Annotated in this window: 25 protein-coding genes; 10 read left to right on the top strand and 15 right to left on the bottom strand. The window is 62.0% G+C overall.

Translation table 11 applies throughout. The features are described 5' to 3' along the window. Positions 1-20: 20 nt before the first annotated feature. Genes M1E12_RS02335 through M1E12_RS02325 form a run of 3 tightly spaced genes read left to right on the top strand, consistent with a single transcriptional unit; the run spans position 21 to position 2,837 of the window. Positions 21-1,013: an L-threonylcarbamoyladenylate synthase gene (locus M1E12_RS02335; protein WP_479563606.1), complete on the top strand. Its 993-nt coding sequence runs from the start codon at positions 21-23 to the stop codon at positions 1,011-1,013. Positions 1,014-1,018: 5 nt separating this feature from the next. After that, positions 1,019-2,446, top strand: coding sequence for an FAD-binding oxidoreductase (locus M1E12_RS02330; protein WP_479563605.1), 1,428 nt, complete (start codon positions 1,019-1,021; stop codon positions 2,444-2,446). 4 nt (positions 2,447-2,450) lie between these two features. Continuing rightward, positions 2,451-2,837 carry a winged helix-turn-helix domain-containing protein gene (locus M1E12_RS02325; protein ID WP_136542222.1) on the top strand — a complete coding sequence of 129 codons (387 nt, stop codon included), beginning with the start codon at positions 2,451-2,453 and terminating at the stop codon, positions 2,835-2,837. A 15-nt stretch (positions 2,838-2,852) separates the two neighbouring features. Here the strand turns inward: M1E12_RS02325 and modC are convergent, their stop codons facing one another. The 4 genes from modC to M1E12_RS02305 all read right to left on the bottom strand — a co-directional run bounded on the left by modC (position 2,853) and on the right by M1E12_RS02305 (position 7,755). Next, positions 2,853-3,938, bottom strand: coding sequence for a molybdenum ABC transporter ATP-binding protein (gene modC / locus M1E12_RS02320; RefSeq protein ID WP_479563604.1), 1,086 nt, complete (start codon positions 3,936-3,938; stop codon positions 2,853-2,855). Further along, positions 3,938-4,639 (bottom strand): molybdate ABC transporter permease subunit, encoded by a 702-nt coding sequence (gene modB / locus M1E12_RS02315; RefSeq protein WP_136542224.1) that lies wholly within the window; start codon positions 4,637-4,639, stop codon positions 3,938-3,940. Before modB ends, modC begins: the two co-directional genes overlap by 1 nt. Positions 4,640-4,679: 40 nt before the next feature. Next, a complete protein-coding gene (gene modA, locus M1E12_RS02310; protein WP_479564802.1) occupies positions 4,680-5,474 on the bottom strand; it encodes a molybdate ABC transporter substrate-binding protein in 795 nt (264 codons plus the stop codon). A gap of 97 nt (positions 5,475-5,571) precedes the next feature. Continuing rightward, positions 5,572-7,755, bottom strand: a complete 2,184-nt coding sequence (locus M1E12_RS02305; RefSeq protein ID WP_479563603.1) for a DUF1217 domain-containing protein — start codon at positions 7,753-7,755, stop codon at positions 5,572-5,574. Between the two features lie 351 nt (positions 7,756-8,106). Here M1E12_RS02305 and M1E12_RS02300 point away from each other — a divergent pair, with 351 nt between their 5' ends. Next, on the top strand, positions 8,107-8,673 hold the full coding sequence (locus M1E12_RS02300) for a DUF6101 family protein (RefSeq protein ID WP_113460696.1): 567 nt from the start codon (positions 8,107-8,109) through the stop codon (positions 8,671-8,673). A 133-nt stretch (positions 8,674-8,806) separates the two neighbouring features. Here M1E12_RS02300 and ubiA read toward each other — a convergent pair whose 3' ends face one another. Both ubiA and M1E12_RS02290 read right to left on the bottom strand, forming a co-directional pair. Then, a complete protein-coding gene (gene ubiA, locus M1E12_RS02295) occupies positions 8,807-9,760 on the bottom strand; it encodes a 4-hydroxybenzoate octaprenyltransferase (protein WP_136542227.1) in 954 nt (317 codons plus the stop codon). Between the two features lie 80 nt (positions 9,761-9,840). After that, entirely contained in the window at positions 9,841-10,638 is a 798-nt protein-coding gene (locus M1E12_RS02290) for a MipA/OmpV family protein (protein ID WP_479563602.1), read from the bottom strand. Positions 10,639-10,926: 288 nt separating this feature from the next. Here M1E12_RS02290 and M1E12_RS02285 point away from each other — a divergent pair, with 288 nt between their 5' ends. From M1E12_RS02285 to M1E12_RS02275, 3 genes are all read left to right on the top strand, one after another. Then, the gene (locus M1E12_RS02285; protein ID WP_479563601.1) at positions 10,927-11,814 is read left to right on the top strand and encodes a branched-chain amino acid aminotransferase; all 888 of its coding nucleotides are present in this window, start codon (positions 10,927-10,929) and stop codon (positions 11,812-11,814) included. Between the two features lie 88 nt (positions 11,815-11,902). Then, on the top strand, positions 11,903-14,011 hold the full coding sequence (locus tag M1E12_RS02280; protein WP_479563600.1) for a S9 family peptidase: 2,109 nt from the start codon (positions 11,903-11,905) through the stop codon (positions 14,009-14,011). 221 nt (positions 14,012-14,232) lie between these two features. Further along, positions 14,233-14,550, top strand: coding sequence for a hypothetical protein (locus M1E12_RS02275; protein WP_479563599.1), 318 nt, complete (start codon positions 14,233-14,235; stop codon positions 14,548-14,550). 71 nt (positions 14,551-14,621) lie between these two features. Here M1E12_RS02275 and M1E12_RS02270 read toward each other — a convergent pair whose 3' ends face one another. After that, on the bottom strand, positions 14,622-15,344 hold the full coding sequence (locus tag M1E12_RS02270; protein ID WP_479563598.1) for a cation efflux transmembrane domain-containing protein: 723 nt from the start codon (positions 15,342-15,344) through the stop codon (positions 14,622-14,624). Positions 15,345-15,425: 81 nt separating this feature from the next. Here M1E12_RS02270 and M1E12_RS02265 point away from each other — a divergent pair, with 81 nt between their 5' ends. Beyond that, positions 15,426-15,839: a MerR family transcriptional regulator gene (locus M1E12_RS02265; protein ID WP_479563597.1), complete on the top strand. Its 414-nt coding sequence runs from the start codon at positions 15,426-15,428 to the stop codon at positions 15,837-15,839. A 49-nt stretch (positions 15,840-15,888) separates the two neighbouring features. On the opposite strand, the gene M1E12_RS02260 is transcribed toward M1E12_RS02265, so the two are convergent. Both M1E12_RS02260 and M1E12_RS02255 read right to left on the bottom strand, forming a co-directional pair. Next, a complete protein-coding gene (locus tag M1E12_RS02260; protein WP_479563596.1) occupies positions 15,889-16,218 on the bottom strand; it encodes a type II toxin-antitoxin system RelE/ParE family toxin in 330 nt (109 codons plus the stop codon). A 1-nt stretch (position 16,219) separates the two neighbouring features. Then, the gene (locus tag M1E12_RS02255) at positions 16,220-16,486 is read right to left on the bottom strand and encodes a ribbon-helix-helix domain-containing protein (protein ID WP_136542235.1); all 267 of its coding nucleotides are present in this window, start codon (positions 16,484-16,486) and stop codon (positions 16,220-16,222) included. 262 nt (positions 16,487-16,748) lie between these two features. Here M1E12_RS02255 and M1E12_RS02250 point away from each other — a divergent pair, with 262 nt between their 5' ends. Further along, complete coding sequence (locus tag M1E12_RS02250; protein ID WP_136542236.1) at positions 16,749-17,237, top strand: GNAT family N-acetyltransferase; 489 nt, start codon at positions 16,749-16,751, stop codon at positions 17,235-17,237. A gap of 30 nt (positions 17,238-17,267) precedes the next feature. After that, complete coding sequence (locus tag M1E12_RS02245) at positions 17,268-17,837, top strand: DJ-1/PfpI family protein (protein WP_479563595.1); 570 nt, start codon at positions 17,268-17,270, stop codon at positions 17,835-17,837. A gap of 13 nt (positions 17,838-17,850) precedes the next feature. On the opposite strand, the gene M1E12_RS02240 is transcribed toward M1E12_RS02245, so the two are convergent. The 6 genes from M1E12_RS02240 to M1E12_RS02215 form a co-directional block, all read right to left on the bottom strand. After that, positions 17,851-18,075, bottom strand: a complete 225-nt coding sequence (locus M1E12_RS02240) for a hypothetical protein (protein WP_113460664.1) — start codon at positions 18,073-18,075, stop codon at positions 17,851-17,853. 75 nt (positions 18,076-18,150) lie between these two features. After that, entirely contained in the window at positions 18,151-19,068 is a 918-nt protein-coding gene (locus tag M1E12_RS02235) for a c-type cytochrome (RefSeq protein ID WP_479563594.1), read from the bottom strand. A gap of 90 nt (positions 19,069-19,158) precedes the next feature. Beyond that, a complete protein-coding gene (locus M1E12_RS02230; RefSeq protein WP_479563593.1) occupies positions 19,159-19,602 on the bottom strand; it encodes a c-type cytochrome in 444 nt (147 codons plus the stop codon). Positions 19,603-19,768: 166 nt separating this feature from the next. Next, the gene (locus M1E12_RS02225) at positions 19,769-20,644 is read right to left on the bottom strand and encodes a metallophosphoesterase (RefSeq protein ID WP_479563592.1); all 876 of its coding nucleotides are present in this window, start codon (positions 20,642-20,644) and stop codon (positions 19,769-19,771) included. A 66-nt stretch (positions 20,645-20,710) separates the two neighbouring features. Then, positions 20,711-21,781, bottom strand: a complete 1,071-nt coding sequence (locus M1E12_RS02220; RefSeq protein WP_210309845.1) for an AI-2E family transporter — start codon at positions 21,779-21,781, stop codon at positions 20,711-20,713. Between the two features lie 146 nt (positions 21,782-21,927). Beyond that, the gene (locus M1E12_RS02215; RefSeq protein ID WP_479563591.1) at positions 21,928-22,884 is read right to left on the bottom strand and encodes a VOC family protein; all 957 of its coding nucleotides are present in this window, start codon (positions 22,882-22,884) and stop codon (positions 21,928-21,930) included. Positions 22,885-22,934: the final 50 nt, after the last annotated feature.

Raw genomic sequence — 22,934 nt, 5'->3', positions numbered from 1 at the left:
GACCGGAAGGCATCTCAAAAATGGCGCGGATCATCCCGATCGCAACGGACAAGGACAAGGCGGAGGCCATCACGGCGGCCACCGAGGTGTTGATGCGCCAGAGGCCTGTCGCGATCCCGACCGAGACCGTCTACGGGCTTGCGGCCGACGCCACGCATCCCGCTGCGATCACCTCCATCTACGAAACCAAGGGGCGTCCGCGCTTCAACCCGCTGATCTGCCATATGGCGGATCTTGCCATGGCAGAGCGCTATGCCGTGTTCGATCCGCTCTCGCGGAAACTTGCAGAGGCCTTCTGGCCAGGACCGCTGACGCTGGTTCTCCCGCTCCAGGAGAATTGCGGCATTCATCCGTTGGCGACCGCCGGGTTGGATAGCGTCGGCATCCGTGTGCCTGTCGGCTTTACCGCCGAGCTTATTCGCAATCTGGGCCGGCCGCTCGCCGCACCCAGCGCCAATTCCTCTGGCCGGATCAGCCCGACGACGGCGCAGCATGTGGCGGCGGACCTCGGACAGAAGATCGACGTGATCATCGATGGCGGCGCCTGCCCTGTCGGCGTGGAATCGACCATCGTGAAGGTCGAGGGCGGCGACGTACGGCTTTTGAGGCCCGGTGGCATCGCGGTCGAGGCGATCGAAGCTGTCATCGGCACGTTAATCAGCCGGCCGAAGGCGTCCGGGACAGCCGCGATCGAAGCGCCTGGCATGCTAGCCTCGCATTATGCGCCTGACGCCTCGGTGCGGCTGAACGCGACGAGCGTGGCGCAGGACGAGGCCTTGATCGCCTTCGGTTCCGGCGACATATCCGGAGCAGCGGGAGCCAAAGCGCTGTTCAACCTCAGCCCCGTAGGCGACCTTGCCGAAGCCGCGAGCAATCTCTTCGACTACCTGAAGCGGGCGGATGCGAGCGGCGCGAAGGGCATAGCCGTTGCAGCGATCCCGAACGAGGGGCTTGGCGAGGCGATCAACGACCGGCTGATGCGGGCAGCAGCCCCGCGTGGCACGGAGGAATGACAGAGATGAACGTGACCATTAGCCTTGCCGAACGTCTGCGCGCCTTCATCGACATCGTCGGCGAGACGAACGCGCTGACCTCTCTCGACGACATCAAGCCCTATCTCACCGAAAACCGCGGGCTCTATCATGGCGCCTCGCCGCTGGTTCTGAAGCCTGGATCGACGGCGGAAGTCTCTGCAATCATGAAGCTTGCGTCTGAGACCGGGACGGCGATCGTGCCCGTCAGCGGGCGCACGGGCCTCGTGGGCGGCCAGGTGCCGCGCGAAGATGGTCAGGATGTGCTGCTCTCGCTGGAGCGGATGAACACGATCCGGGAAGTGGACCCGGTTGCGGACGTGATCATCGCCGATGGCGGAGCGATCCTGGCCGACGTGCAGAAGGCAGCCGAGGAGCATGGCAGGCTTTTCCCGCTTTCGCTGGGCTCCGAAGGATCATGCCGGATTGGCGGCAATCTCGCCACCAATGCTGGCGGCACGGCCGTGCTCGCCTATGGCAATATGCGTCAGCTCTGCCTTGGGCTGGAAGTGGTGCTACCGACGGGGGAGATCTGGGACGGGCTCAGGCGGTTGAAGAAGGACAATAGCGGCTATGATCTCCGCGATCTCTTCATCGGCGCGGAAGGCACGCTCGGCATCATCACCGGTGCGGTGCTCAAGATGGTGCCGCGCCCGCGTGGCAAACAGGTCGCCTATGTGGGGCTCGCCTCGCCCGAAGCTGCGCTTCAGCTCTTCGAGAAGGCCTCGCAGCGCTGCGGCTCGGCACTGACAGGCTTCGAATTGATGCCGCGGATCGGCATCGAATTCACGACGAAACATATCGCCGGCGTGCGCGATCCGCTGGCTTCCATTCACCCATGGTATGCGCTGGTCGACATCTCGACCTCGGACTCGGCTGAAACTGCCGAGACCATGATGCAGGAGCTGCTGGCAGAGGCCTTCGAGGCGGGGCTCGTCTCGGATGCCGCGATCGCAAGTTCGATCGCACAGCAGGATGCCTTCTGGCACCTGCGCGAAAGCATGTCGGATGCGCAGAAGCCGGAGGGCGGTTCGATCAAGCATGACGTTTCGGTGCCCGTCTCGCGCATTCCGGCCTTCCTCAAGGAAGCAGATGCCGCCGTCCACGCGCTGATGCCGGATGCCCGCATCTGCGCCTTCGGCCATCTCGGCGACGGCAACATCCATTACAACATCAGCCAGCCCATCGGCGCCGACAAGGCCGCCTTCATTGCCCGCTGGCGCGAGGTCAATGCGGTCGTGCACGCTGTCGTGCACAAGCATACGGGCTCGATTTCGGCGGAGCATGGTGTCGGCCAGCTGAAGCGCGACGAGCTTGCGGCCAGCCGGCCGGCGATCGAGACGGAGCTGATGCGGCGCATCAAGCAGGCCTTCGACCCCGCCGGGATCATGAACCCCGGCAAGGTGATCGGCTGATCCGATGACCGGCTCCCCTCGCCTATCGCTCCGGATCGACCTCGCCAATGGCGCGCGGCTTGGGCCAGGCAAGGCACAGCTCCTGGCGCTGATCGAGGAGCACGGCTCGATCCGGGCGGCGGGTGCTGCGATGGGCATGTCCTATCGCCGATCCTGGTTGCTCGCCGACGAGATCAACCGGATGTTCAAGGAGCCGTCGATCTTCACCCGCCACGGGGGAAAAAGTGGCGGCGGCGCAGGATTGACGCCGTTCGGCGAGACGCTGCTTAAGGCCTGCCGGCGGATGGACGCCGAGAGCCGTAAGGCGCTTTCGTCGGATCTCGACTGGCTGGAGGCCATGCAATCGCATGACTTCGTTCCCGCCGGGCAAAAGAACGAAGACGACAGCTGAGCGGCCTGCCTTCGCTCAGGGCAGGACCTGCCGGAAGAGGCCTTCGGACGCGATGGACACCGTCTTGAAGAGAAGATGGACCGGCTTGCCCGGAGCCAGCGCCAGCTGGCGCAGGGATCGGCGCGTTACTTCGGCGATCATCGTCTGGCCCTGACAGTCGACGGTGAGCGTGACGCTCGCCCCTGATCCGTCATCGACGGCAAGGACTCGGCCCGAGAGCCGATTGAGGGCGGAAAGGCCTTGGCCATGTTCCGTCGCCACAACGATATCCGAGACCGGGACAAAGACACGGACGCGTGTGCCGATCGGCAGAGGCGTGCGGCGTAACAGCAGCGGGCCCGCAGCCGAGCTGGCCTCTGTCAGGCCGTCCGTCTCGTCGTGAGCGGTAATCTCCGCCTCGATGAAATTGCCGGCCGGCAGATCGCCCGAGGCCTGCGCGACCGTTGCCAATGCCTCGTCCGGACGGCCAACCCCGCTCGCTCTGCCCCCCTTGAAGGTCACCAGAGCATTGGCGAGACGCGCCACCTCCTCCACCGAGTGACTGACATAGATAATCGGCACGCCGAACTCGTCGCGGATGCGCTCGATATAGGGCAGGATCTGCGCCTTGAGCGCGGTGTCGAGGGCCGACAAAGGCTCGTCCATCAAGAGCAGCTTCGGGCTTGCCATCAGGGCGCGGCCAAGCGCGACGCGCTGCTTTTCGCCACCCGAGAGATGGGCGGGGCGGCGGCCGAGCAGGCCGGCAATCCCTAAAAGTGCAGCGATGCGGTCGAGGTCTTCGCGGCGCTCGGCGCGCGGCAGCAGGCCCTCGCCATAACGCAGGTTCTGCAGGACCGTCAGATGGGGAAAGAGGCGGCCTTCCTGGAAGACATAGCCGATGCGTCGGCGGTGTGGCGGCAGGAAGGTGCCCTTCTCGTTCCAGGTCTCGCCATTGAAGAGGATGCGACCCTCCTCCGGACGGATGAGGCCTGCGATGATGTTGATGAGTGTGGTCTTGCCCGAACCGGAAGCACCGAAGAGGGCCGTCAGCCCCTCGCCCAGGGTCAGGTCGGCCTGCAGCTCAAAATCGCCCTGGCGGTGGTGGATGGCAAGCTCCAGCATCAGGCCGCTCCGACTCGAGCGGCGATGCGCCGCGACAGGAATTCGGAGGCAATCAGGGCACCGAGCGACAGAACGATCGAGATCAGGGTCAGGCGCATGGCGGCGAGATCACCGCCTGGGACCTGAGTGTAGGTGTAGATCGCCGCGGCCAGCGTCTGCGTCTCGCCGGGAATGTTCGAGACGAAGGTGATCGTGGCCCCGAACTCGCCCATGGACTTGGCAAAGGCGAGGATCGCTCCGGCGGCGATGCCGGGCAGGATCAATGGCAGGGTGACGGTGACGAAGACATAAGGGGGTGGCGCGCCAAGGGTGGCGGCAGCGGCTTCGAGCCTCCGGTCGACGGCATCGAGCGAGAGGCGGATGGAGCGGACCAGGAGCGGAAAGCCCATGACGGCGGCGGCCAGGGCCGCCCCCGTCCAGCGGAAGGAGAAGACGAGGCCGAGCGACTGCTCCAGGAATGCGCCGACCGCGCCGCGTCTGCCGAAGGTGATCAGCAGCAGATAACCGGTGACGACGGGCGGCAGGATCAGCGGCAGATGCACGAGGCCGTTCAGGAGCGATTTGCCCCAGAACTCCTTGCGCGAGAGAAGCCAGGCGACCAGCAGGCCCAGCGGCAGCGAAAAGGCCACGGCGACAGTCGCGACCTTCAGGCTGAGCAGCATCGCGGTCCATTCTTCGGCCGTCAGCGTCAAATGTAACATCCCGGATGCGTTGCAGAATTCGGCTTCAGTCGATCGAAGGTCAGTTGGTCTTCGCCAGCACGGTGAAGCCCGCGGCGGTGAAGATGGCATGGGCATCCGCGCCCTGCAAGTAAGCCAGGAATTCGGCGGCGCGCGGGTTCTTGCCATCCGTCGTCAAGGCGACCGGATAGATGATTGCCGGGTGGCTCGCCTCGGGGAAACGATCGATGATCTTCACGCCTGGATCAACCTTGGCGTCCGTTTCATAGACGATGCCGAGCGGTGCCTCGCCGCGCGAGACGAGCAGTAGAGCCGCGCGGACGTTTTCTGCCTGCGCCACCTTGTCTTGCACGCTGTCCCAGACATTAAGGTTCTGGAGTGCAGCCTTGCCATAGGTGCCAGCGGGGACCGCATCGACATTGGCCATGGCGAGGCGTTCATCCCCGAGCAGATCGGAGAGAGGGAAATCCTGAGCGATGGTGGCCGTGACAGCGGAATCCTTCGGCGCGACCAGCACGATGCGATTGCCGAGCAGATTGACGCGGCTATCGCCCTTCACTCTGCCGGCCTTGTCCAGATGTTCCATCCATTTGAGGTCGGCGGAAATGAAGATATCGGCCGGCGCGCCTTCCTCGATCTGCTTGGCCAGTGCTGAACTTCCCGCAAAGGAGAAGGTGACCTCGCCTCCGCCAGCAGCCTTCCAGGCGGCAGCGGCCTGTTCGGCGCTTTCCTTGAGGCTCGCCGCCGCGAAGACCGTGACGGGCTCTTCGGCGTGGGCGGCTGTTGCCAGAAGGCTCGTGGCGGTCACGGCAAACAGTGCGGAGAGCGCGAGAGCTGTTGTCTTCATCAGGCGGATCACGGTGGCCTCCATTTCGATATATCCCAATGGATATATCGATAGACAAAAACAAACCCGTCGACAAGAGGCCGACGGGTTGTTGAATGATGTAAGATCAGGCCTTCAGCTGGGCGAGGCTGAAGAGGAGATCGGCCGAAATGCTGCCACTGCCGCCGCTCAGGATGGAGATTGCGGGATCGCTGAAGGTGGCGTTTTCAGTGTCGTACATGGCCGAATAGCGCTGCAGCAGGCGTTCCAGCTTGGCCGGATCCTGCAGGTCGGAAAGCTCCAGGTTCTCCCCGATGATGCGCGCCTGCTGGTCCACATCCATGTTGGAGAACTCGTCCGAAAAGCCGAAGGTGGTGCGGAAGACCGCCATGAGCGCATCGTCGGCGATGAGGCCGTAGGCATCCGTGATCGTCGGTGCCGTGCGCTGGAAGTAAAGCGCCAGGCGGACAGCCTCGTTGCTCTCGCCTTCGGTCTCTTCCAGCGTCTGGCGCAGATACTTGTTGACCGTTTCCATGGTCTCGCCGCGCTGCTGGATCGTGCCGATCGTCTCGCGGGTGAGATTGCCTTCGGCGTCGAAGTTGAAGGAGGCGACGAGTTCGGCCCAGCGGCTGTCGGTCTGCTGGTTGACGAAGCTCTTGGGGTCGGAAAGGTCGGAGCCGAAGATCTGCTTGAGGAAGTCGTCGGTAACGTCGTCCGCTTCCAGACCAAAGGCGCCGATCACCACATCGACTACTTCGCGGTTTGCGAGCAGTTCGCTGACCGAGTCGATCGACTGGATCTTCTCCTGATAAACCTCGGCCTTCTTGGTCGCGGCTTCGCGGACTTCCGTCTTTTCCGGGTCTTCGAGGAAGCGAACCTCGTTGATCACATACTGCTTGGCAATCATCGTCGCCGTCAGCGAGTTGTGAGCCTGAAGCGGCACGGCGGCATTGCCTTCGCTGTCGAAGTTGAAGAGCTTCGACATCTCGATCAGGCGGCTGTCTTTCGACTTGTTGGCGTAGCTGTTCGGGTCGGTGAAGTCGCTGGTCAGCGCCTTGCGCAACTCGCTGTTGGAGAATTCGTTCGCTTCGAAACCGAAGGTGCGCTGCAGGACCAGGCGCATCGTGGTGTCGGACAAGAGGTCGTCGACATTCTCTGCTTCGGAAATATTGGTCTTGAAGAGGTCGATCAGAGCGTCTTTCCGCTCTTCGTCTGCGTCATCGTATAGGGTCGAGAAGCCTGAATGCGTGGAGGCGAGCTGGGTGGAGCCCTGCGCGGTCATGCCGGATTCGACCGTGCCATCGCTGGCGAAGTTGAACTTGCCGGCAATCGCCACCCAGGCATCCCCGCCATTGGTGGCGGCGTAGCTATCCGGATCCGAGGTGTCGCTGGTGACGATCGACTTGAAGGTGGAGGCCGACACGGAGCCGAGTTCGAAAGCCGTGCGGACATAGTTGAACAGGCGGCTGTCGGACGTCAGCTCATCGACGCTCGTGATCGTCGAGATCTTCGATTCATAATAGGCGCGCTCGCGCTGGCGGTAGTAGTCGGTGACGTAGGTCTGCTCTTCGTCGACATAGAGCGAGACGGTCTGCTCCTTCTGGGCCGCTGTCTGGGCCGTCGCCCCCGCAAGCGATCCATCCGCATTGAAGTCGAAGGCCTCTGCGAGCTTGAGGAAGCTTGCGGCATTGGCTGACCCGTTGGCGACGAGTTGGTTGACGTAGCTGTCCGGATCCGAGGTGTCGCTGGTCAGGATCTGCGTCAGATGATCCTTGGTGTAATAGGTGCCGTCGATGCCATAGGCGTCGAGCACGAAAGTCATCAGGCGGCTGTTGTTGACGAGGCCGCTGACATTGGTGACCTTGTCGATCATCGCTTCGTAATAGAAGGACTCGGCCTCGAGCGTATCGCTCTCCTCCGCCAGTGACGCCTCGTATTTCTCCAGGAGTTCGGCCTGCTGGGCATCGGTCTGGAGATCGGTGGTCTGGGCGGAGAACTGGAAGGATGCAGCGAAGTTGCGATAGCGCTCGTCGGTCAGCTGATTGGCAAAGCTGTTTTCATCCGAGAGATCGCTTTCCAGCACCTTCTTCATGAAAGCCTTGGCATAGGTCATCTCTTCGAGACCATGGGCCTTCATCGCATAGGAATAGAGCTGGTAGTCGTCGAGGAATTCCTCGAGCGAGCTCACCTTGCCGATGTTCTCCTTGAAATACTCCGTCTGGCGCGCGACGACCGGATCAGAGGCGGTGCGGTTGAGGCTCGCCTTGATGTCACGGTTGACGAGATTGTAGCTCAGATAGGTCGAGACCATCAGGATTCCTTAGAGAACGTATCGCGCGCGAATCACAGTATGGCGCGAAATCCTTGCCTCAAGCTTTATGGAATGGTGAAGAAGCGAAATGAGTTTCAACGCCCTTCGCCGCGCCGCCTGGCCTCAGCGCAAGCATACGTTCCGCCGTGGAACAGATCGGAGCGGAATTTCACTTTTTCGAAACCGTGACCGGTGTGACAAAACTAACCATTTGACTGCGCAAGGTTTTCTTTACCGCGTCTTTTAAGCTGTCTCCAACAGCGGCTGGCTATGTTGACCCCACAGAGGACGAAAAGTCCCGAACAGACGAGCACATGACGCGCTCTCGGGTAAAACAAGGGTAGCATGAAGATGACGAACACGGTTTTGAAGCCAGCATGGGCCGGTGCCACTTTGCGACTGGACCCTGCGCGGTTCCCTCAGCAGGTGACCTATGCCCTGCGCGGCGCGCTTGGCGACGTCACGATCACCATCGATGAACGCGGCGCAGTCCTGCGCAAGATCCTCCCCGGCAGCGGCCTGCCGCTTTCCTTCGCTCTTCCGACCCGCGCCTTCAAGGGCGTTGCCGCGCGTGCCATTGACCATGGCGACGGCGAGGTGACCGTAACGCTCGAACTGCATCACGAAGATCCGGATCTCTGCATTCCGCTGCTCGTGGCCCACGATCTCTGCGATATCGCCGCCGACTGGCGCGGCTGGGCAGATGCCTTCCGCATTCCCATGCTGATGGTCGAAGCCGATGGCGTTGCCCGCCCGCTCGAAGATCATCTGGGCGACGTTCGCACCAAGGAGACGCAGCCGCGTCGCCGCCACTCCTATTTTGCAGAGCGCCGCCCGCGTTTCCTCGTGCGCCGCACGACCGGCAAGCTGGGTGTAACCATGAAGATTTCCGGAAAGGAAATCATCGCCCGCAACTGATCCTGTCCCAGGACCGAACATCAAAGAGGCCCGGAAGACAACTTCTGGGCCTCTTGCTTTTGAGGGTAATTGTCCGCCGGCGTTTCGAAATGAAACGAAATTGGCCCTTGTATTAGCGCAGCCTGAAGAGAGATCAGGCGAAGGGAATGGCCACGACAAGGCCGAGAAAAATGATGAGACCAACCCGGTTGTTCGACTTGAAGAGCGCGAGGCACTGGGCACCGTCGTCGATGTCGAGCACCTTGATCTGCCAGGCGAACAGCGCCGCTGCAACAAGCAAGCCGATGATCGCGGGGAAAGCCGCACCGCCGACCAGAAATGCCGAAAGCAGAAGGATGAGCGTCAGGCCGTAAAGGCCGGTGAGCCAGATCTTGGTATCCCGGTCGAAGAGGCGCGCCGTAGAGCGCACGCCGACCAGGGCATCGTCTTCGCGATCCTGATGGGCATAGATCGTGTCGTAACCGATCGTCCAGGCGACCGCGCCGAGATAAACGAGGATCGCGGCTAGCGAGAGATTGCCGTGCAGCCCGGCCCAGCCCATGAGGCCACCCCAGGAGAAGGCAAGCCCGAGGAAGAATTGCGGCCAGTCGGTGAAGCGCTTGGCGAAGGGATAGATCGCAACGACCGCCAGCGAGAGAATGCCGAGCACGATCGAGAAGCTGTTGAAGCAGAGCAATACGGCGAGACCAACCAGCGACTGCACGACCATGAAGATCTTGGCATTGCGGCGGCTGATCCGTCCGGACGGCAAGGGACGCGAGCGCGTGCGGGCCACCATGTTGTCGATGTCGTGGTCGACGAGATCGTTATAGGTGCAGCCGGCCCCGCGCATGGCGACCGAGCCGATGAAGAAGAGCACGAGGTGGAAGATAAAGAGCCCTGCATTCAACCGGCCTTCGGCGGCAAGCGCATTGGCCGCGAGCGCCGAGGACCAGAAGCACGGCCACATCAGGAGCTGCCAGCCGATCGGCCGGTCCCAGCGGGCAAGCTGGGCATGCGGCCAGAGCCATCGCGGCAATACGCGATAGACGAAATTGTCGGAGGGCGCGTCGATGACGCGATCAATGTTCGGATCGGCTGTGCTCATGCCCCTGTTGATAGAGCATGGGCAGACCTAAGAAAACCGCCCCCTGCCCTCCCGGCTCGAAAATCGGCTGCGGCCTTTCGTCAGTCGAAGCTGACGCCGAACTTGTAGCTGGCGGAGACGCCGAACATCAGCTGGTTCTTGCTGCCACGCTCTTCGACGAGGCTCGAGTCGGCGACAGGGCCTGCCAGGCGCTTGTATTCGGTGAAGGCGCTCATCGAAAGCTTGTCGGTGGCGGCCCAGGTGATCGCGCCGCCTGCGCCATAAGACGTGATGCCGCCATCGGGATCATACTGGCTGAGGCCCGAAGCGGCGGATTCCGCCGCGTTCACGCCGTAATAGGCATCCGTATAGCCGCTGGTGGCGAAGGTCATGCGCGGGCCGGCGGAAACCCTGAGATCCGGTGCGATATCGGTAAAGGCGTCAACGGCGATGTCGGCGACAAGGCCGTCATGGGCCCGGATACCCTGGCGCAGTTCGGCGCGGGCACGCAGCCAGTCCGTGACATAGACATCCGCGAAGCCACCGAGTTCGCCGCCCCAATCGACCTCCGACAGGCCGCGCAGGGCTTTGTCGTCGCCGGCATCGCGACCGCGGACGAACTTGCCGACGACACCGGCGCGCAGCACATCGGTGTCATAGATCGCAAAGCTCGGATTGTCGTTGCGCGAGGAAAAGCGCGGGGCACCGCCTCGACCGACAGAGATGATCGGGGAGAAGAAGAACTTGTTGTCCTTGGCCCCTTCGAAGGTCGGAGCCGAGATGCCGGCACCGCCGAGCGTCACATACCAGTTGCCGGAGAAGAAGCCTTCGGCAAGTGCCGGTGAAGACGAGGCCGCAACGGACGCGGCAAGACAGGCGACGATACGCACCTTGTTCATGGTGACCCCCAAGAAAACGCAGAACAAAAGACCCGAAGATCGCGATCTCAACTTCGATCAATATTTCAGGAATCCGTTACGGGTTCTTTAACCACGCGAATTGCGACCTTGGCCTGATCTCGCTTCATCAGCAGCATTGATCGATCGATCACTCAAGCTGCTGAATTTGCGTGGAAATCGCCGCACAAGAACCGAACATTGCGGATTTGTGTCCCGATGACGTGTTTCGCCTTGACCTTCAGCCGCTGGGCGCCTTTGCTGCGAAGCAACGAGAACAGGAGACCCGCAATGGCTGTCGATACATCCGCCCGCACCCCCACCTTCACCTATGTCGACGGCGACTGGTTTGCCGGCAACCCGCCGCTGATCGGACCGGTTTCGCATGCCATGTGGCTGGGTTCGACGGTGTTCGACGGGGCGCGCTGGTTCGACGGAATCGCGCCGGATCTCGACCTGCATTGCCAGCGCGTCAACCGCTCGGCCGAAAACATGGGCATGAAGCCGACCATGGCGGCGGAAGAGATCGAGCGCCTTGCCTGGGAAGGCATTGCGAAGTTCGACGGTAAGACGGCGATCTATATCAAGCCGATGTATTGGGCCGAGCACGGCCAGGCAGGCTCCGTGGTCGCCGCCGATCCGGAATCGACCCGGTTTGCGCTCTGCCTGTTCGAGGCACCTATGCACACCGCCAAGCCCTCTTCGCTGACGGTCTCGCCCTTCCGCCGCCCGACGCCGGAATGCGCCATGACGGACGCCAAGACCGGCAGCCTCTATCCCAATTCCGGTCGCATGATCATCGATGCCCGCAAACGCGGTTTCGACAATGCGCTGGTGCGCGACATGAACGGCAATGTGGTGGAGACGGCCTCCTCGAACGTCTTCATGGTGAAGGACGGCGTGGTCTATACGCCTGCTGCCAACCGCACCTTCCTCGCCGGCATCACCCGCGCCCGCATCATGGGCCTGCTGCGCCAGGCCGGCTTCGACGTGCGCGAGGCGACGCTGTCGGTCGAGGACTTCATGAATGCCGACGAGGTCTTCCAGACCGGCAATTACTCCAAGGTGGTGCCGGTGACGCGGCTCGATAATGCGCAGTTCCAGGAAGGCCCGGTGACCCGCAAGGCGCTGGAGCTTTACATGGATTGGGCGAAGTCGACGGCTGGCACGGACGGCTGATCCCCATTGCCGCGGCGCTTGATCGCGCCGCGCCGCCTCTCTATCTCTCGATGATCTTCAGCTGTTCCATTTTCCGGAAGGATCTCCCTTGTCCGTCTTCAAGAACCTGCCCGCTCCGCCGACTGTCGCAAAGAAGCCCGTCACCGACACGCGTCATGGGATCACCCGCACGGATGATTACGCGTGGCTCAGGGCCGACAACTGGCAGGCGATGTTCAAGGACACCTCGATCCTCGATCCGGAAATCCGCTCCTACCTGGAAGCCGAGAACAGCTACATGGAAGCGGCGATGGCGGACACGAAGGAGCTGCAGAAGCAGCTCTTTGTCGAGATGAAGGGCCGCATCAAGGAGGACGATTCATCGATCCCGATGAAGGACGGCCCCTTCGCCTATGGCTCGGCCTTCGTCACCGGTGGCGAACAGCCGCGCTATTTCCGCATCCCGCGCGACGGCAATCCGAAGGACGAAGCGATCCGCGAGTTGCTGCTCGACGGTGACAAGGAGGCTGCGGGCAAGGATTACTTCCGCCTGTCCGGCATCGACCATACGAGCGATCATACCTTCGGGATCTGGGGCTATGACGACAAGGGCTCGGAATACTACACGCTCCGGATCCGCGATCTCGCGACCAAGCAGGATCTGGACGACGTCTTGGAAAACACTGCCGGCGGCGGGGTCTGGGCGCCTGACGGCAAGAGCTTCTTCTATACGCTGCAGGACGAGAACCACCGACCGTCCAAGGTCTTCCACCACATCGTCGGCCAGCCGCAGTCGTCTGACCGACTCGTCTACGAGGAAAAGGATCCCGGCTTCTTCATGGGCGTCGGCGGCTCGCTGCTCGACGACTTCATCTTTATCGACATCCATGACCACGAGACTTCCGAATACCGTCTGCTCTCGACCAAGGACCTGATGGCCGAGCCGGTTCTGGTCGCCGAACGCGAGGAAGGCGTCGAATATTCGATGACGGAAGGTGGAGACGTCTTCTACATCCTGACCAATGCCGACGGCGCCAAGGACTTCAAGATCGTCGAGGCGCCGGTAACGGCACCGGGCAAGGCGAACTGGAAAGAGGTGGTGCCGCATGAGCCGGGCCGGCTGATCCTCAACCACATGGCCTTCGCCCGCCATCTCGTCTGGCTGGAGCGTCGCGAGGGCCTGCCGGTCATCATGATCCGCGACCGGAAGAGCGGCGAAGAACATTCGATCGCCTTTGCCGAGGAAGCCTATTCGCTGGGCTTGCAGGGGGCTGCGGAATACGAGACCGACGTTATCCGCTTCTCCTATTCGTCGATGACGACGCCGTCCCAGCTCTTCGACTACAACATGGCGACGCGCGAGCGTACGCTTCTGAAGACCCAGGAAGTGCCGTCGGGCCACAAACCGGAGGACTACGTGACCCGCCGGGTCTTTGCCGAAGCGCATGACGGCGAAAAGGTGCCAGTCACGCTGCTCTACCGGAAAGATACCGAGCTCGACGGCTCGGCCCCCTGCCTGCTTTATGGCTACGGCGCCTATGGCATCACGATTCCCGCCGGCTTCAACACCAATTGCCTGTCGCTCGCCGATCGCGGCTTCGTCTATGCCATCGCCCATATCCGCGGCGGCAAGGACAAGGGCTTTTCCTGGTATGAAGACGGCAAGATGGAAAAGAAGGTCAATACCTTCAAGGACTTCATCTCGGCTGCCGACCACCTGGTGAGGCAAGGCTTCACCGCTTACGACCGGATCATCGCCGAAGGCGGATCGGCCGGTGGCATGCTGATGGGGGCAGTCGCCAACATGGCGCCGGAGAAATTCGCCGGCATCATCGCCGCCGTGCCTTTTGTCGACGTCTTGAACACCATGCTCGACGACACCCTACCGCTCACCCCGCCGGAATGGCCGGAATGGGGAAACCCGATCGAGTCGGAAGAGGAATATCGCTGGATCGCGGCTTACAGCCCTTACGACAATGTCGAGAAGAAGCCCTACCCGCCGATCATCGCGCTTTCGGGCCTCACCGACCCGCGCGTCACCTATTGGGAGCCGACCAAGTGGATCGCGAAGCTGCGCGAGACCGCCCCGGAGGCCGGTCCGTTCCTCTTGAAGACCAACATGGCCGCCGGCCATGGCGGCAAGTCGGGGCGCTTCCAGCGGTTGGAAGAGATCGCGTTCGAATATGCCTATGCGATCAAGGTGGCGGGTAAGATGTGAGGCGGTGACGCCGGTCACATTCTAGAAGCAATAACGGGTGTGTTTTGGGCATTGTTTCGGCAATGCCTGAAACAGCCAAGGCTGACATTCCTGATTCGCGGCGCGTACTTTCAGTCGCGTCGTTGCGCAAGGGCCAATCGTCATAATGCAATGCGGGACGCAAGCTTCGCGCAAGGTTGAAAAGTTAACAAAAGGTTAATTTCTCAACCGAGGTTCTTGCCATGAGGATCGAAAGCGGCCTGAGCAGCTACTCCTACCAAAGCCGTCACGTGCCGAGCACGGTCGGTACCGAGGATGCTGCACCCGAGACGCCTGCGACACCCACCGGCCGCGCGACCGGAGCCAGCACATTCTCCAGCACGCTCCTGTCGAACCAGCTCGCGTCTGCGCTCTGGACGGTGGAAGGCTCGCGCAAGGCGATCGTCGATATCGGCAACACGCAGAACCGCGATCGCTCGCCGGCCGATTCCCGCGTGCAGATGGTGGAAGCAGCTTATCGCGAATACGAGATACCCCCCTCGCCCTATCAGGAATTCTGATGAGACAATGCGGTCAAGGAGGCCGGCCGGCATGATGCCAGGCCGGCCTTCTTGCGTTTGGCCGCCGGATCTCAGACGTGGCTGTGGTGGTGGCCATATTCGTGATCATGGTCGTGATCGTGGCCCGCCTCGCAAGATGCGCCTGCCGGTCCACAGCAGGAGGATGACAGGGAGATGGCCTCGCCCGCCCGCCACTCGCGATAACTCTGAGTGAGGATCTGGATCGAGGAATTCAGGAAGAGGCCTGCCATGATGCCGGCGACGACCAGATCCGGCCATGCAGTCGCCGTGCCCCAGACGCCTAAGGCTGCGATCATCACGATGACATTGCCGATCGCGTCGTTGCGCGAGCAGAGCCAGACGGAGCGGACGTTGGCATCCCCATCCTTGTAGGACATCAGAAGCAGTACACTCACGGCATTGGCCGCCAGCGCCAGAAGACCGATGAAGCCCATGATAGGCGCCTCCGGCACACCGCCCTGAAAGACACGCCAGACGGTGGAGCCGAAGACCCAGAGCCCCATCAGGAAGAGGCTGACACCCTTGGCCGCGGCGGCCATGCTGCGGGTCTTCAGCGTCGCACCGATGACGGCCAGCGAGATGCCATAGGTCACGGCATCGGCGAAGAAGTCCAAGGCGTCAGCCTGCAGGGCCTGAGAACGTGCCATCTGGCCGGCCGTCATCTCGACCACGAACATCGCGGCATTGATGGCAATCACCATCCACAGGCGGCGTTTGTAGGTTTCCGACATGCCATCGAATGGGGCATGGTCATGTCCGCAGGCAGCACTCAACGTATCGATCCTTCACATCTTGATGTGGTCATGACGCCAAGATAGGATCTCTAGTCACTAGAGGTTCAAGAGGTAATTTTCATGTTTTCGATCGGAGATCTCTCGCGGCGCGCCGGGGTGAAGGTGCCGACCATCCGCTACTATGAACAGATGGGCTTGATCTCGGCGCCCGACCGGACTGAGGGCAATCAGCGGCGTTATGAAAAGAGCGACCTCGATCGGCTGACCTTCATCCGCCACGCGCGCGATCTCGGCTTTCCGATCGAGGCGATCCGGGAACTCCTGACGCTCAGCCGGCACCCGGAAGAGCCCTGCGAGCGGGCGGACCAGATCGCGCGCGAGCAGCTGGAGGAGGTGCAGGAGAAGATTGCTCGGTTGAAGAAGCTGGAGACGGAACTGGCGCGGATCGTCTCGCATGCCGACTGCCATACGGTGGGTGATTGTTATGTGATCCGGGCGCTGTCCGATCACGGGCTTTGCGAGCATGAGCATTGATAGCCAATGCTCACGGTCAAGCGCCGGGTTGGGGGCGGAGCGTTGATTGTCAACGACCCTCGGTCAGATTAACCCGCTGGGCGAGCAGTGCGGCATCAATACTGCGACCGGCATAGAAGAAGCCGAGCACCAAGACGTCACCGTCGCGCGCGACGAAGGCAATGCTCAGTCGCCGGCGGAAGCCTATGATCCGCAGCCCGTCCACCGCGCTGCTCCGCAGACTTCCGCGCTTGGGGTAAGCGCAGAGATCAACGAGGAAGGATTTTATGGCGCTGACATAGCCCCACGCCCTGTCCGGACCGGAGTGTTCGGCGATGTAATCGTACAAGTCGTTGAGCTCTCCGGCCGCATCCGGATGAATAATCAGCGGCCGGGTCATCTTACCGGTTACTCACGCGACTGCGGTGGCGTGCCTCAAGTCGCGCGAATACCTCGTCACCAGAGATCAGCCGATCGGGATTTTGTTCGGCATCGGCGAAACGAGCAGGAATCTCGACGTCGAGCCAACAATCTCTCGCACCATCAAGCTCATCAAGCAATTCCAGCCCGGCACTGACCACGGCTGAGGCATCGGCGAACCGACCGCTTGCAAGCTGGCGTTCGATCCTTTCGCGGTCATCATCGTCAAGCTTCAGACTGATCGTCATGTTTGCGAACTCCCATGCTCAACCTATAACATATCATCAAGCCTGAAACACCCACGCCACCCGTTGACAATCGATTTAAACTGGCGCATCACACCGGCCATGATCGATATTCGCGCAAACATCACCTGCACGTATTTTTGGGCCTACCGGTAACCGGCGGCCCGACAAGATCACATTGTCAACAGGCCGCCGTCAGGCGGCCTTGTTGTTTTCCGGACGACTTTCCCCCTGACGGCACGAGAAGAGACCAAGGGAAAGTGACATGACCGAAGATACTGACCTCACCCTGCCCCGCCCGCCGATCGTGGCGATCCGCCATGCGAAGCCGCGCGATTTGCCGGAACTCAACGCGATGATTGCGGCTCTCGCCATGCATCATGGTGATGCTTCGGCGATGACGCCCGAGGTGCTGGAGCGCGACCTGTTCGGCCCGATGCCCTGGATCCAGGCGCTGGTCGCCGACAGCGGCGAAGGCCTGATCGGCTACGCGATCCTCGTGCCGCTCTACAAGGCGCAGGAAGGCAAGCGCGGCATGGAGCTGCACCATCTCTTCGTCTGTGACGGCCAGCGCGGGAACGGCATCGGCCAGCATCTCGTCGATCGCGCCCGCCAGATCGCCCGGGCTTCCGGTTGCGACTTCCTCTCCGTTTCGGCTGCGACCGGCAATTTCGCCGCTCACCGTTTCTACGAGAACATGGATTTCATTCCGCGCCCAGTCACCGGCATGCGTTACCTGCAGGCGCTCAGCTGAACTTTCTACTCCGCACGCGAGGATTTATCCATGCCCCGTATCGTGATTGCCCTGCAGAACGACTACGCAGACTGGGAGCCGGCGCTCCTGATGGCAGCAGCCCGCTATTGGCTCGACTGCGAGGTCGTGACCGCAAGTCCGGATGGCAAGCCCGTCACGTCGATGGGCGGCCTGAAGGTGACACCGGATATCGGCTTCGACGCGATCAATGCGGAGCGGTTCGACGCGCTGATCATTCCCGGCGGCTATGCCTGGGAAAAGGGCGTGGCATATGATTTCACGGCATTAGCGACTGCGTTTCGCAACAAGGGGAAGGTTCTGGGCGGCATCTGCGCTGCGGCGAGCGCGCTGGCAGCGACGGGTGTTCTCAATGATGTGGCGCATACCGGAAATGCGCTCGCCTCGCACAAGAAGTATCCCGGCTATCGAGGCGAAGCGCATTATCTCGACCAGCCCCAGGCGGTCCTGGATGCGAAGATCGTGACGGCAGCCGGTTCGTCACCCGATACGTTTACGATCGAGGTGCTGAAGGCCCTCGGTCTCTACAGCGCGGAAGCGCAGGAAGAGCTGGCATTGTTTGCCGCCGAGCATCGCGGCTGAGGAAAAAGCCGCGTCAGTGCCTGACGGGCGGGTTTTCCGACCACTTCTGCAGGGTTGTCTTGATCAGGATAAGAGCCGCCTGCTGGGCATGGTCGCGTTCGCGCGGATCGACAATGGCAGAGAGACGCTTTTCGAAGGCCCGGACCGTTTCGTCCACCCAGCGATGCAGGGCCGGATCGGGGTAGTTGTCGAGCAAGGACCGGAGCGCATTCTCCATCCGCCGGCGTTCGATGCTCATGTCCCCTCCGAAGTCATTTCGACGACAGGATGATGACAGGCAAGGCTTGCGCGATGCTGAACAGGCTATGCGAGCTTACTGAACCGCGGGGATGGCTTTCAGATAGGCGGCGATCGCCTCGCGGTCTGAGGCGGGAAGCTCGGCCATGTTCTTCTGCACCTCGACCATGGAGCCGCCGACGCTGTCATAGTCGGGGGTGAAGCCGGTTTCCAGATAGGTGACGATGTCGCCCTCGCCCCAGGAGCCCATGCTTTTTGAGCCCGGCGTGATATTCGGGATGGTGCCCTCGCCTTCTGGGTTGGGTCCGCCGGCCAGCCACTGGCCGGAGAGGAAGCCGCCAAGCGCGTTGCGGGGCGTGTGGCACTCGCCGCAATGGCCTGGGCCTTCCACCAGATATTGGCCGCGCTTGACCATGTCGGAGGCATCGGCGAGCTCGACCCGAGGCGCATCGGTGAAATAGAGAAACTTCCAGCCCCCCAGCACGAGGCGCTGATTGAAGGGGAAGCCCAGTTCATGCGGCGGCGCGACTGCGTCGCTTGCGGGCAGCGTCTTCATGAACCCATAGAGGTCGTTGATATCCTTGGGCGTCATGCGGACATAAGAGCCGTAGGGGAAGGACGGGTAGAGATGCTCGCCCTCTCGACCCACACCGCGGGTCATGGCATCGCCGAACTCGGCAAGCGTCCAGGCGCCGATGCCGGCTTCCGGGTCGCTCGAGATGTTGGGGGCGTGGAAGGTGCCGAAATCGCTCTTCAGCGGCGCTCCGCCTGACAGGATCAGCCGCGCATCGCCCGTGGCTCCCGCCGGCGCGTGACAGCTCGTGCAACCGCCGGCGAAGAAGACTTCACGGCCATGGGCGACATCCGGCTCGCCGAGATTGGCCCAGACGGACGGGTCCTGGCGGTCAGGTGCCGTGACGACCAGGAAGCCACCGAAACCTGCAATCCCGAGCACGGCGAGCGCACCCAATCCCTTGACCCAAGTCGATGCCATCAAAGGCCTCCATCATAACCACGCGTCGCCCTTCAGAGCGCAGATCGGCGGGCGATCCGGATCAGCCGGACTCCGCCCGCCGCAAAGCTCTTACTTCTTCAGACGGTAGGTCTGGTGGCAATCGCCACAGGTGCCGCCAATGGCCTGCATGGCCGCGCCGACGGCTGCCTGGTCGGCCGGAAAGCTAGCGAGCTGCGCTTCGGCAGCGGCGGTGAGCTTGGCGGACTTTGCCTTGAAGTCATCCATGTTCTGCCAGATCGCCGGGGCAGCCTCGCTGTCCATGCCGGTTTCGCTTCCGGCCGGGAAGTGATCGGGGAAGGTCTTGCTGACCTCGACCAGCGTGGTGAGGGCTGCTCTTACGGCATCGGCATCATAGGGCTTTTCGCCCTTGGCGATACCGCCGAGCGTGCCCATGGCGCCGCCAACCTTCTTCATCTCTTCTTGACGGACAACCTGCGGTTCGCCCGCAGCGATCGCTGCGGACACGCCAAGACAGATCGCCGCCGCAGCGGACAGAACAACTTTCAACTTCATCAGCTTTTCTCCAGAGTTCGGCCGGCGCACCGGCGATCATTTGCGGGCAACACATGTTTGCAGGCTTGGGAGAGCCGATTGAAGTCACAAAGGAGTGATAAGTCAGCCCCCGATCAACTTTCGGATATTTATGACGAATTCGCGTCAGGCGTCTGTCAGCAAACCGTCAGGAAGGCACGCCGATACGCCGCTTCTCACGCACCAGATCGAGCCGCCGATCCGGCTCGCGACCATGCCCTGATATCTCGATGCGGTCCTCGAAAACCGAGAGCACGGCAAAGGCATTTTGGCGCTCGGTATCGACCATGCCTTTGAAATTGACGAAGTGGACGCCGTCTTTTTCGGCATAGTTTCCGGTGTGCTGATGGCCACAGAGATAGGACAATGCGGCAGGCGATGCCGTGACAAGCCGGGTCAGTTCCTCGGCATCCCACAAAGAATGATCCGAGAAGGGATGGAGGGGGTAATGGCCGAGCAGGATGACTTGGTCTCCACTCGCTTGCGCGGCTGAAAGCCGGTCCGCGATCCAGTTCATCTGTCGGCTGGAGATGCCGGCATTCCACTCATGGGCGTTGGGCGCGCCCTTCGCTTTCAACTCGGCGAGACGCTGCTTTGCCTCGTCGCCCCGGGGATCGCCTTCCGGTGGTGCGAAGAGCGAGATCTCGTTACCGTCGGTTACTAGGAGACGCAGGCCCCTGATCCGCACCTCGTGATAGGGGGCCGGCATGCCAAGGGCGGCGTGAACGTCGGGCAGACGATCCGGCGTGACGAGAAAGTCGTGATTGCCGGGAAGCAGGATGCGTGGCGCCGCAAGACCCTCGAGGATTTCCAGGACCGGCGCGAGATTGTCCCAGCCGCGGTCGATGAGGTCGCCCAGCACCACGACGGCATCGAGCGCCTGCGTGTTGAAGTGCGCAACCGCCTCCCGCAGCTTCGGCAGAGACTGGCGGAAGTGGCGGTCGAGAACCGGGTTTGGATCAAGATCGGCATATTGCGGATCGGCGATAATGCCGAGCCGCAGGCGGGGGAGGTCGTTTGTCATGTATGGGCACCGCTCGTTTCAAGCGGTGCCTAGGACTTGTCGATGACGACGAGATGACAGGCGAGACTAGCCGGGCAGGTTCGGCTGTATTTTCGTCTGGGGCATGATGCCGGCATAGAGGGTCATGCAAATGAGGGTCAGCGGAACCGCGAGCATGGCGCCGACAGCGCCCCAGAGCCATGTCCAGAAGACAATCGCGCCAAACAGCATGAAGGCATTCATCTGAAGCCTTTTGCCCATGACGGCCGGGATGAGCAGGTTCTCCAGGAAGCCGTCCAGCACGAAGAAGATGAAAGCGGGCATCAGCCCCCAGAACAGGCTTTCGTGCACCAGGAGCCCGCCGATCACCATGGCAATCGTCACCATGGCGATGCCGAGGAAGGGGATGAAGCTCAACAGGAAAGCTGCCACTCCCCAGAGCGCCGGTGTTCCGAGTCCACCAAGCCAGGCGACGATGCCGGCTGCCACACCGAAGAGGCCATAGACGATGACGGCGGTGGCAAAATAATAGCCAAGCGCCTCCTCAACCTCGTTCAGGAGGCGAATGGCCTTCAGGCGGCGGGCGCGATCCGCGAAAGCGCGGATCAGTTCGCGGCGGAGCGCTAGCCGGCAGGAAAGAAAAAGCAGCAGGCCGGCGATGAAAATGAAGACCTGCAGCAAGGCCGGCGTGACACCGGCTGCGATGGTCGAGAGAATCGTGCCGGAGTTTTCCATCATGGTCTCGAGCGAGTCCGGTCCACGGGACAGGATCGCCAGAGGCCGCTCCATCCACGGGATCTGCTCGAGATAGGCGATCACCTGGTTGACCATGTCCGGTCCGTTCTCGATCAGCATGGCGATCGGCGTCCAGACGATGCTGATCAATACGAGAAGCACCACAAGGAAGAGCCCAGAAAGAATGATTGCCGTCAGCGTCGGGGGAACACCCAGCTTGCCGAGACGGTCGGCAGCAATGCCGAGGATCAGACCGACGACCACGGCCATGGTGAGCGGGATGAGGATGAAGGACGCGAGATGCAGCGCGATTAGGGCGAAGATCAGGAAAAGCCCGATCACAGACCAGGAGACGACGTAATCAAGGCCCGTCTTCTTGAAACGGACCTTGCGGGATGGCGTGTGCCGATGGTTGACCTGCATGTTCACCGGGCGCTCCCCGGCAGAAAATGGTCTCGGCTGCAGATTGGCGACATGACGTTGTTCCCCCTGGGCGACGTCCTTCAACGTTCGGGAACAATATCCGTTCCACGCCGGATCGCGCCGGCTTGCAGCGGATCCGGAGGTGATCAGGCCACAGGTGCGACCAGGGTCAGCCCGATGCCCCAGGGATCCCGCAGGTGGTAGCCCCGCGCGGTGCGGCCCACCTTGATTTCGAGGCCCTCGAGCGTGGCGAGAACACCGTCCAGAACAGCCTTGTCGTTGAAGGCGAGTTCGTAATCCTGCAGGCCGGTCATGGCACCGGTGCGAGCCGGCGCGTTGCGGCTGTTCCAGATGTTGGCCGCCACATGGTGGTGGTAGCTGCCGGAGGCGTAGAAGCTTGCGCCCGGATAGCTCGCCATCTTCTTCAGACCGAGCACACCTTCGTAGAAGCGGTCCGCTTCCGGCACGTTCCCAACCTGCAGATGGATATGGCCCAGGGCTGCGTCCGGCGACATGCCGGCCCAGGGCGTCCTTGCCGCGCTGTCGTAAAGCGCCTGCAGATCCAGCCGGCGCGTGTCCATCTCGACCGTGCCATCGGCGTGGTAGGTCCACTCCTCGGGCTTCCGGTCGCGATAGACTTCGATGCCGTTGCCTTCCGGGTCGGAGAGATAGATTGCCTCACTCACCAGGTGGTCGCTCGCGCCGTCGAACTGCAGGCCGAGATTGGCCGCATGTGCCAGCCAATGGGCAAGCTCAGCACGATCCGGCATCAGAAACGCGTTGTGAAACAGGCCGGCGGCATTCCGGGGCGCGGAAGCTGCATCACCCCGCGTGGTCAGCGTCAGAAGCACGCGATCGCCCGCGCCGAGTTCGACGCCACTCTCGCTCATTTCGAGCCGCTTCATGCCGAGAGCGCTTTCGTAGAAGCCAGCCATCGTATCGAGATCGCGCACGACCAGATGGGCGCGGCCGACATGCACGGGGCGGCTTGTGGCGAAAGATGTTAGTTCGTTCGATGCGGCGGTCATGGGGTTTTCTCCTGCGGCCTGAGGCGGCGCTTTCGAAGAATATGGTCCAGATCGTTCGTTCACAGAAGATCGCATTTCTTCGAAACTTCGTTCGACAAAAGTTGACGAAGCAACCCGTTCCAAAA

This window comes from Rhizobium sp. K33, from assembly GCF_056501445.1.
The sequence above is the reverse complement of the archived record's forward strand: the minus strand, read 5'-3'. Positions and strand labels throughout refer to the sequence as shown.

Excerpts from the sequence above, each read along its gene's own strand:
- M1E12_RS02245 (WP_479563595.1), top strand. The coding sequence starts at position 17,268 with ATGCCCCGTATCGTGATTGCCCTGCAGAACGACTACGCAGACTGGGAG.
- M1E12_RS02330 (WP_479563605.1), top strand. The coding sequence starts at position 1,019 with ATGAACGTGACCATTAGCCTTGCCGAACGTCTGCGCGCCTTCATCGAC.
- modC (WP_479563604.1), bottom strand. The coding sequence starts at position 3,938 with ATGCTGGAGCTTGCCATCCACCACCGCCAGGGCGATTTTGAGCTGCAG.
- M1E12_RS02225 (WP_479563592.1), bottom strand. The coding sequence starts at position 20,644 with ATGACAAACGACCTCCCCCGCCTGCGGCTCGGCATTATCGCCGATCCG.
- M1E12_RS02285 (WP_479563601.1), top strand. The coding sequence starts at position 10,927 with ATGGCTGTCGATACATCCGCCCGCACCCCCACCTTCACCTATGTCGAC.
- M1E12_RS02265 (WP_479563597.1), top strand. The coding sequence starts at position 15,426 with ATGTTTTCGATCGGAGATCTCTCGCGGCGCGCCGGGGTGAAGGTGCCG.
- modB (WP_136542224.1), bottom strand. The coding sequence starts at position 4,639 with ATGTTACATTTGACGCTGACGGCCGAAGAATGGACCGCGATGCTGCTC.
- M1E12_RS02250 (WP_136542236.1), top strand. The coding sequence starts at position 16,749 with ATGACCGAAGATACTGACCTCACCCTGCCCCGCCCGCCGATCGTGGCG.
- M1E12_RS02275 (WP_479563599.1), top strand. The coding sequence starts at position 14,233 with ATGAGGATCGAAAGCGGCCTGAGCAGCTACTCCTACCAAAGCCGTCAC.
- M1E12_RS02215 (WP_479563591.1), bottom strand. The coding sequence starts at position 22,884 with ATGCGATCTTCTGTGAACGAACGATCTGGACCATATTCTTCGAAAGCG.
- M1E12_RS02255 (WP_136542235.1), bottom strand. The coding sequence starts at position 16,486 with ATGACGATCAGTCTGAAGCTTGACGATGATGACCGCGAAAGGATCGAA.
- M1E12_RS02230 (WP_479563593.1), bottom strand. The coding sequence starts at position 19,602 with ATGAAGTTGAAAGTTGTTCTGTCCGCTGCGGCGGCGATCTGTCTTGGC.
- M1E12_RS02335 (WP_479563606.1), top strand. The coding sequence starts at position 21 with ATGGCGCGGATCATCCCGATCGCAACGGACAAGGACAAGGCGGAGGCC.
- M1E12_RS02220 (WP_210309845.1), bottom strand. The coding sequence starts at position 21,781 with ATGCAGGTCAACCATCGGCACACGCCATCCCGCAAGGTCCGTTTCAAG.
- M1E12_RS02260 (WP_479563596.1), bottom strand. The coding sequence starts at position 16,218 with ATGACCCGGCCGCTGATTATTCATCCGGATGCGGCCGGAGAGCTCAAC.
- M1E12_RS02300 (WP_113460696.1), top strand. The coding sequence starts at position 8,107 with ATGACGAACACGGTTTTGAAGCCAGCATGGGCCGGTGCCACTTTGCGA.
- M1E12_RS02290 (WP_479563602.1), bottom strand. The coding sequence starts at position 10,638 with ATGAACAAGGTGCGTATCGTCGCCTGTCTTGCCGCGTCCGTTGCGGCC.
- M1E12_RS02235 (WP_479563594.1), bottom strand. The coding sequence starts at position 19,068 with ATGGCATCGACTTGGGTCAAGGGATTGGGTGCGCTCGCCGTGCTCGGG.
- M1E12_RS02325 (WP_136542222.1), top strand. The coding sequence starts at position 2,451 with ATGACCGGCTCCCCTCGCCTATCGCTCCGGATCGACCTCGCCAATGGC.
- ubiA (WP_136542227.1), bottom strand. The coding sequence starts at position 9,760 with ATGAGCACAGCCGATCCGAACATTGATCGCGTCATCGACGCGCCCTCC.
- M1E12_RS02305 (WP_479563603.1), bottom strand. The coding sequence starts at position 7,755 with ATGGTCTCGACCTATCTGAGCTACAATCTCGTCAACCGTGACATCAAG.
- M1E12_RS02240 (WP_113460664.1), bottom strand. The coding sequence starts at position 18,075 with ATGAGCATCGAACGCCGGCGGATGGAGAATGCGCTCCGGTCCTTGCTC.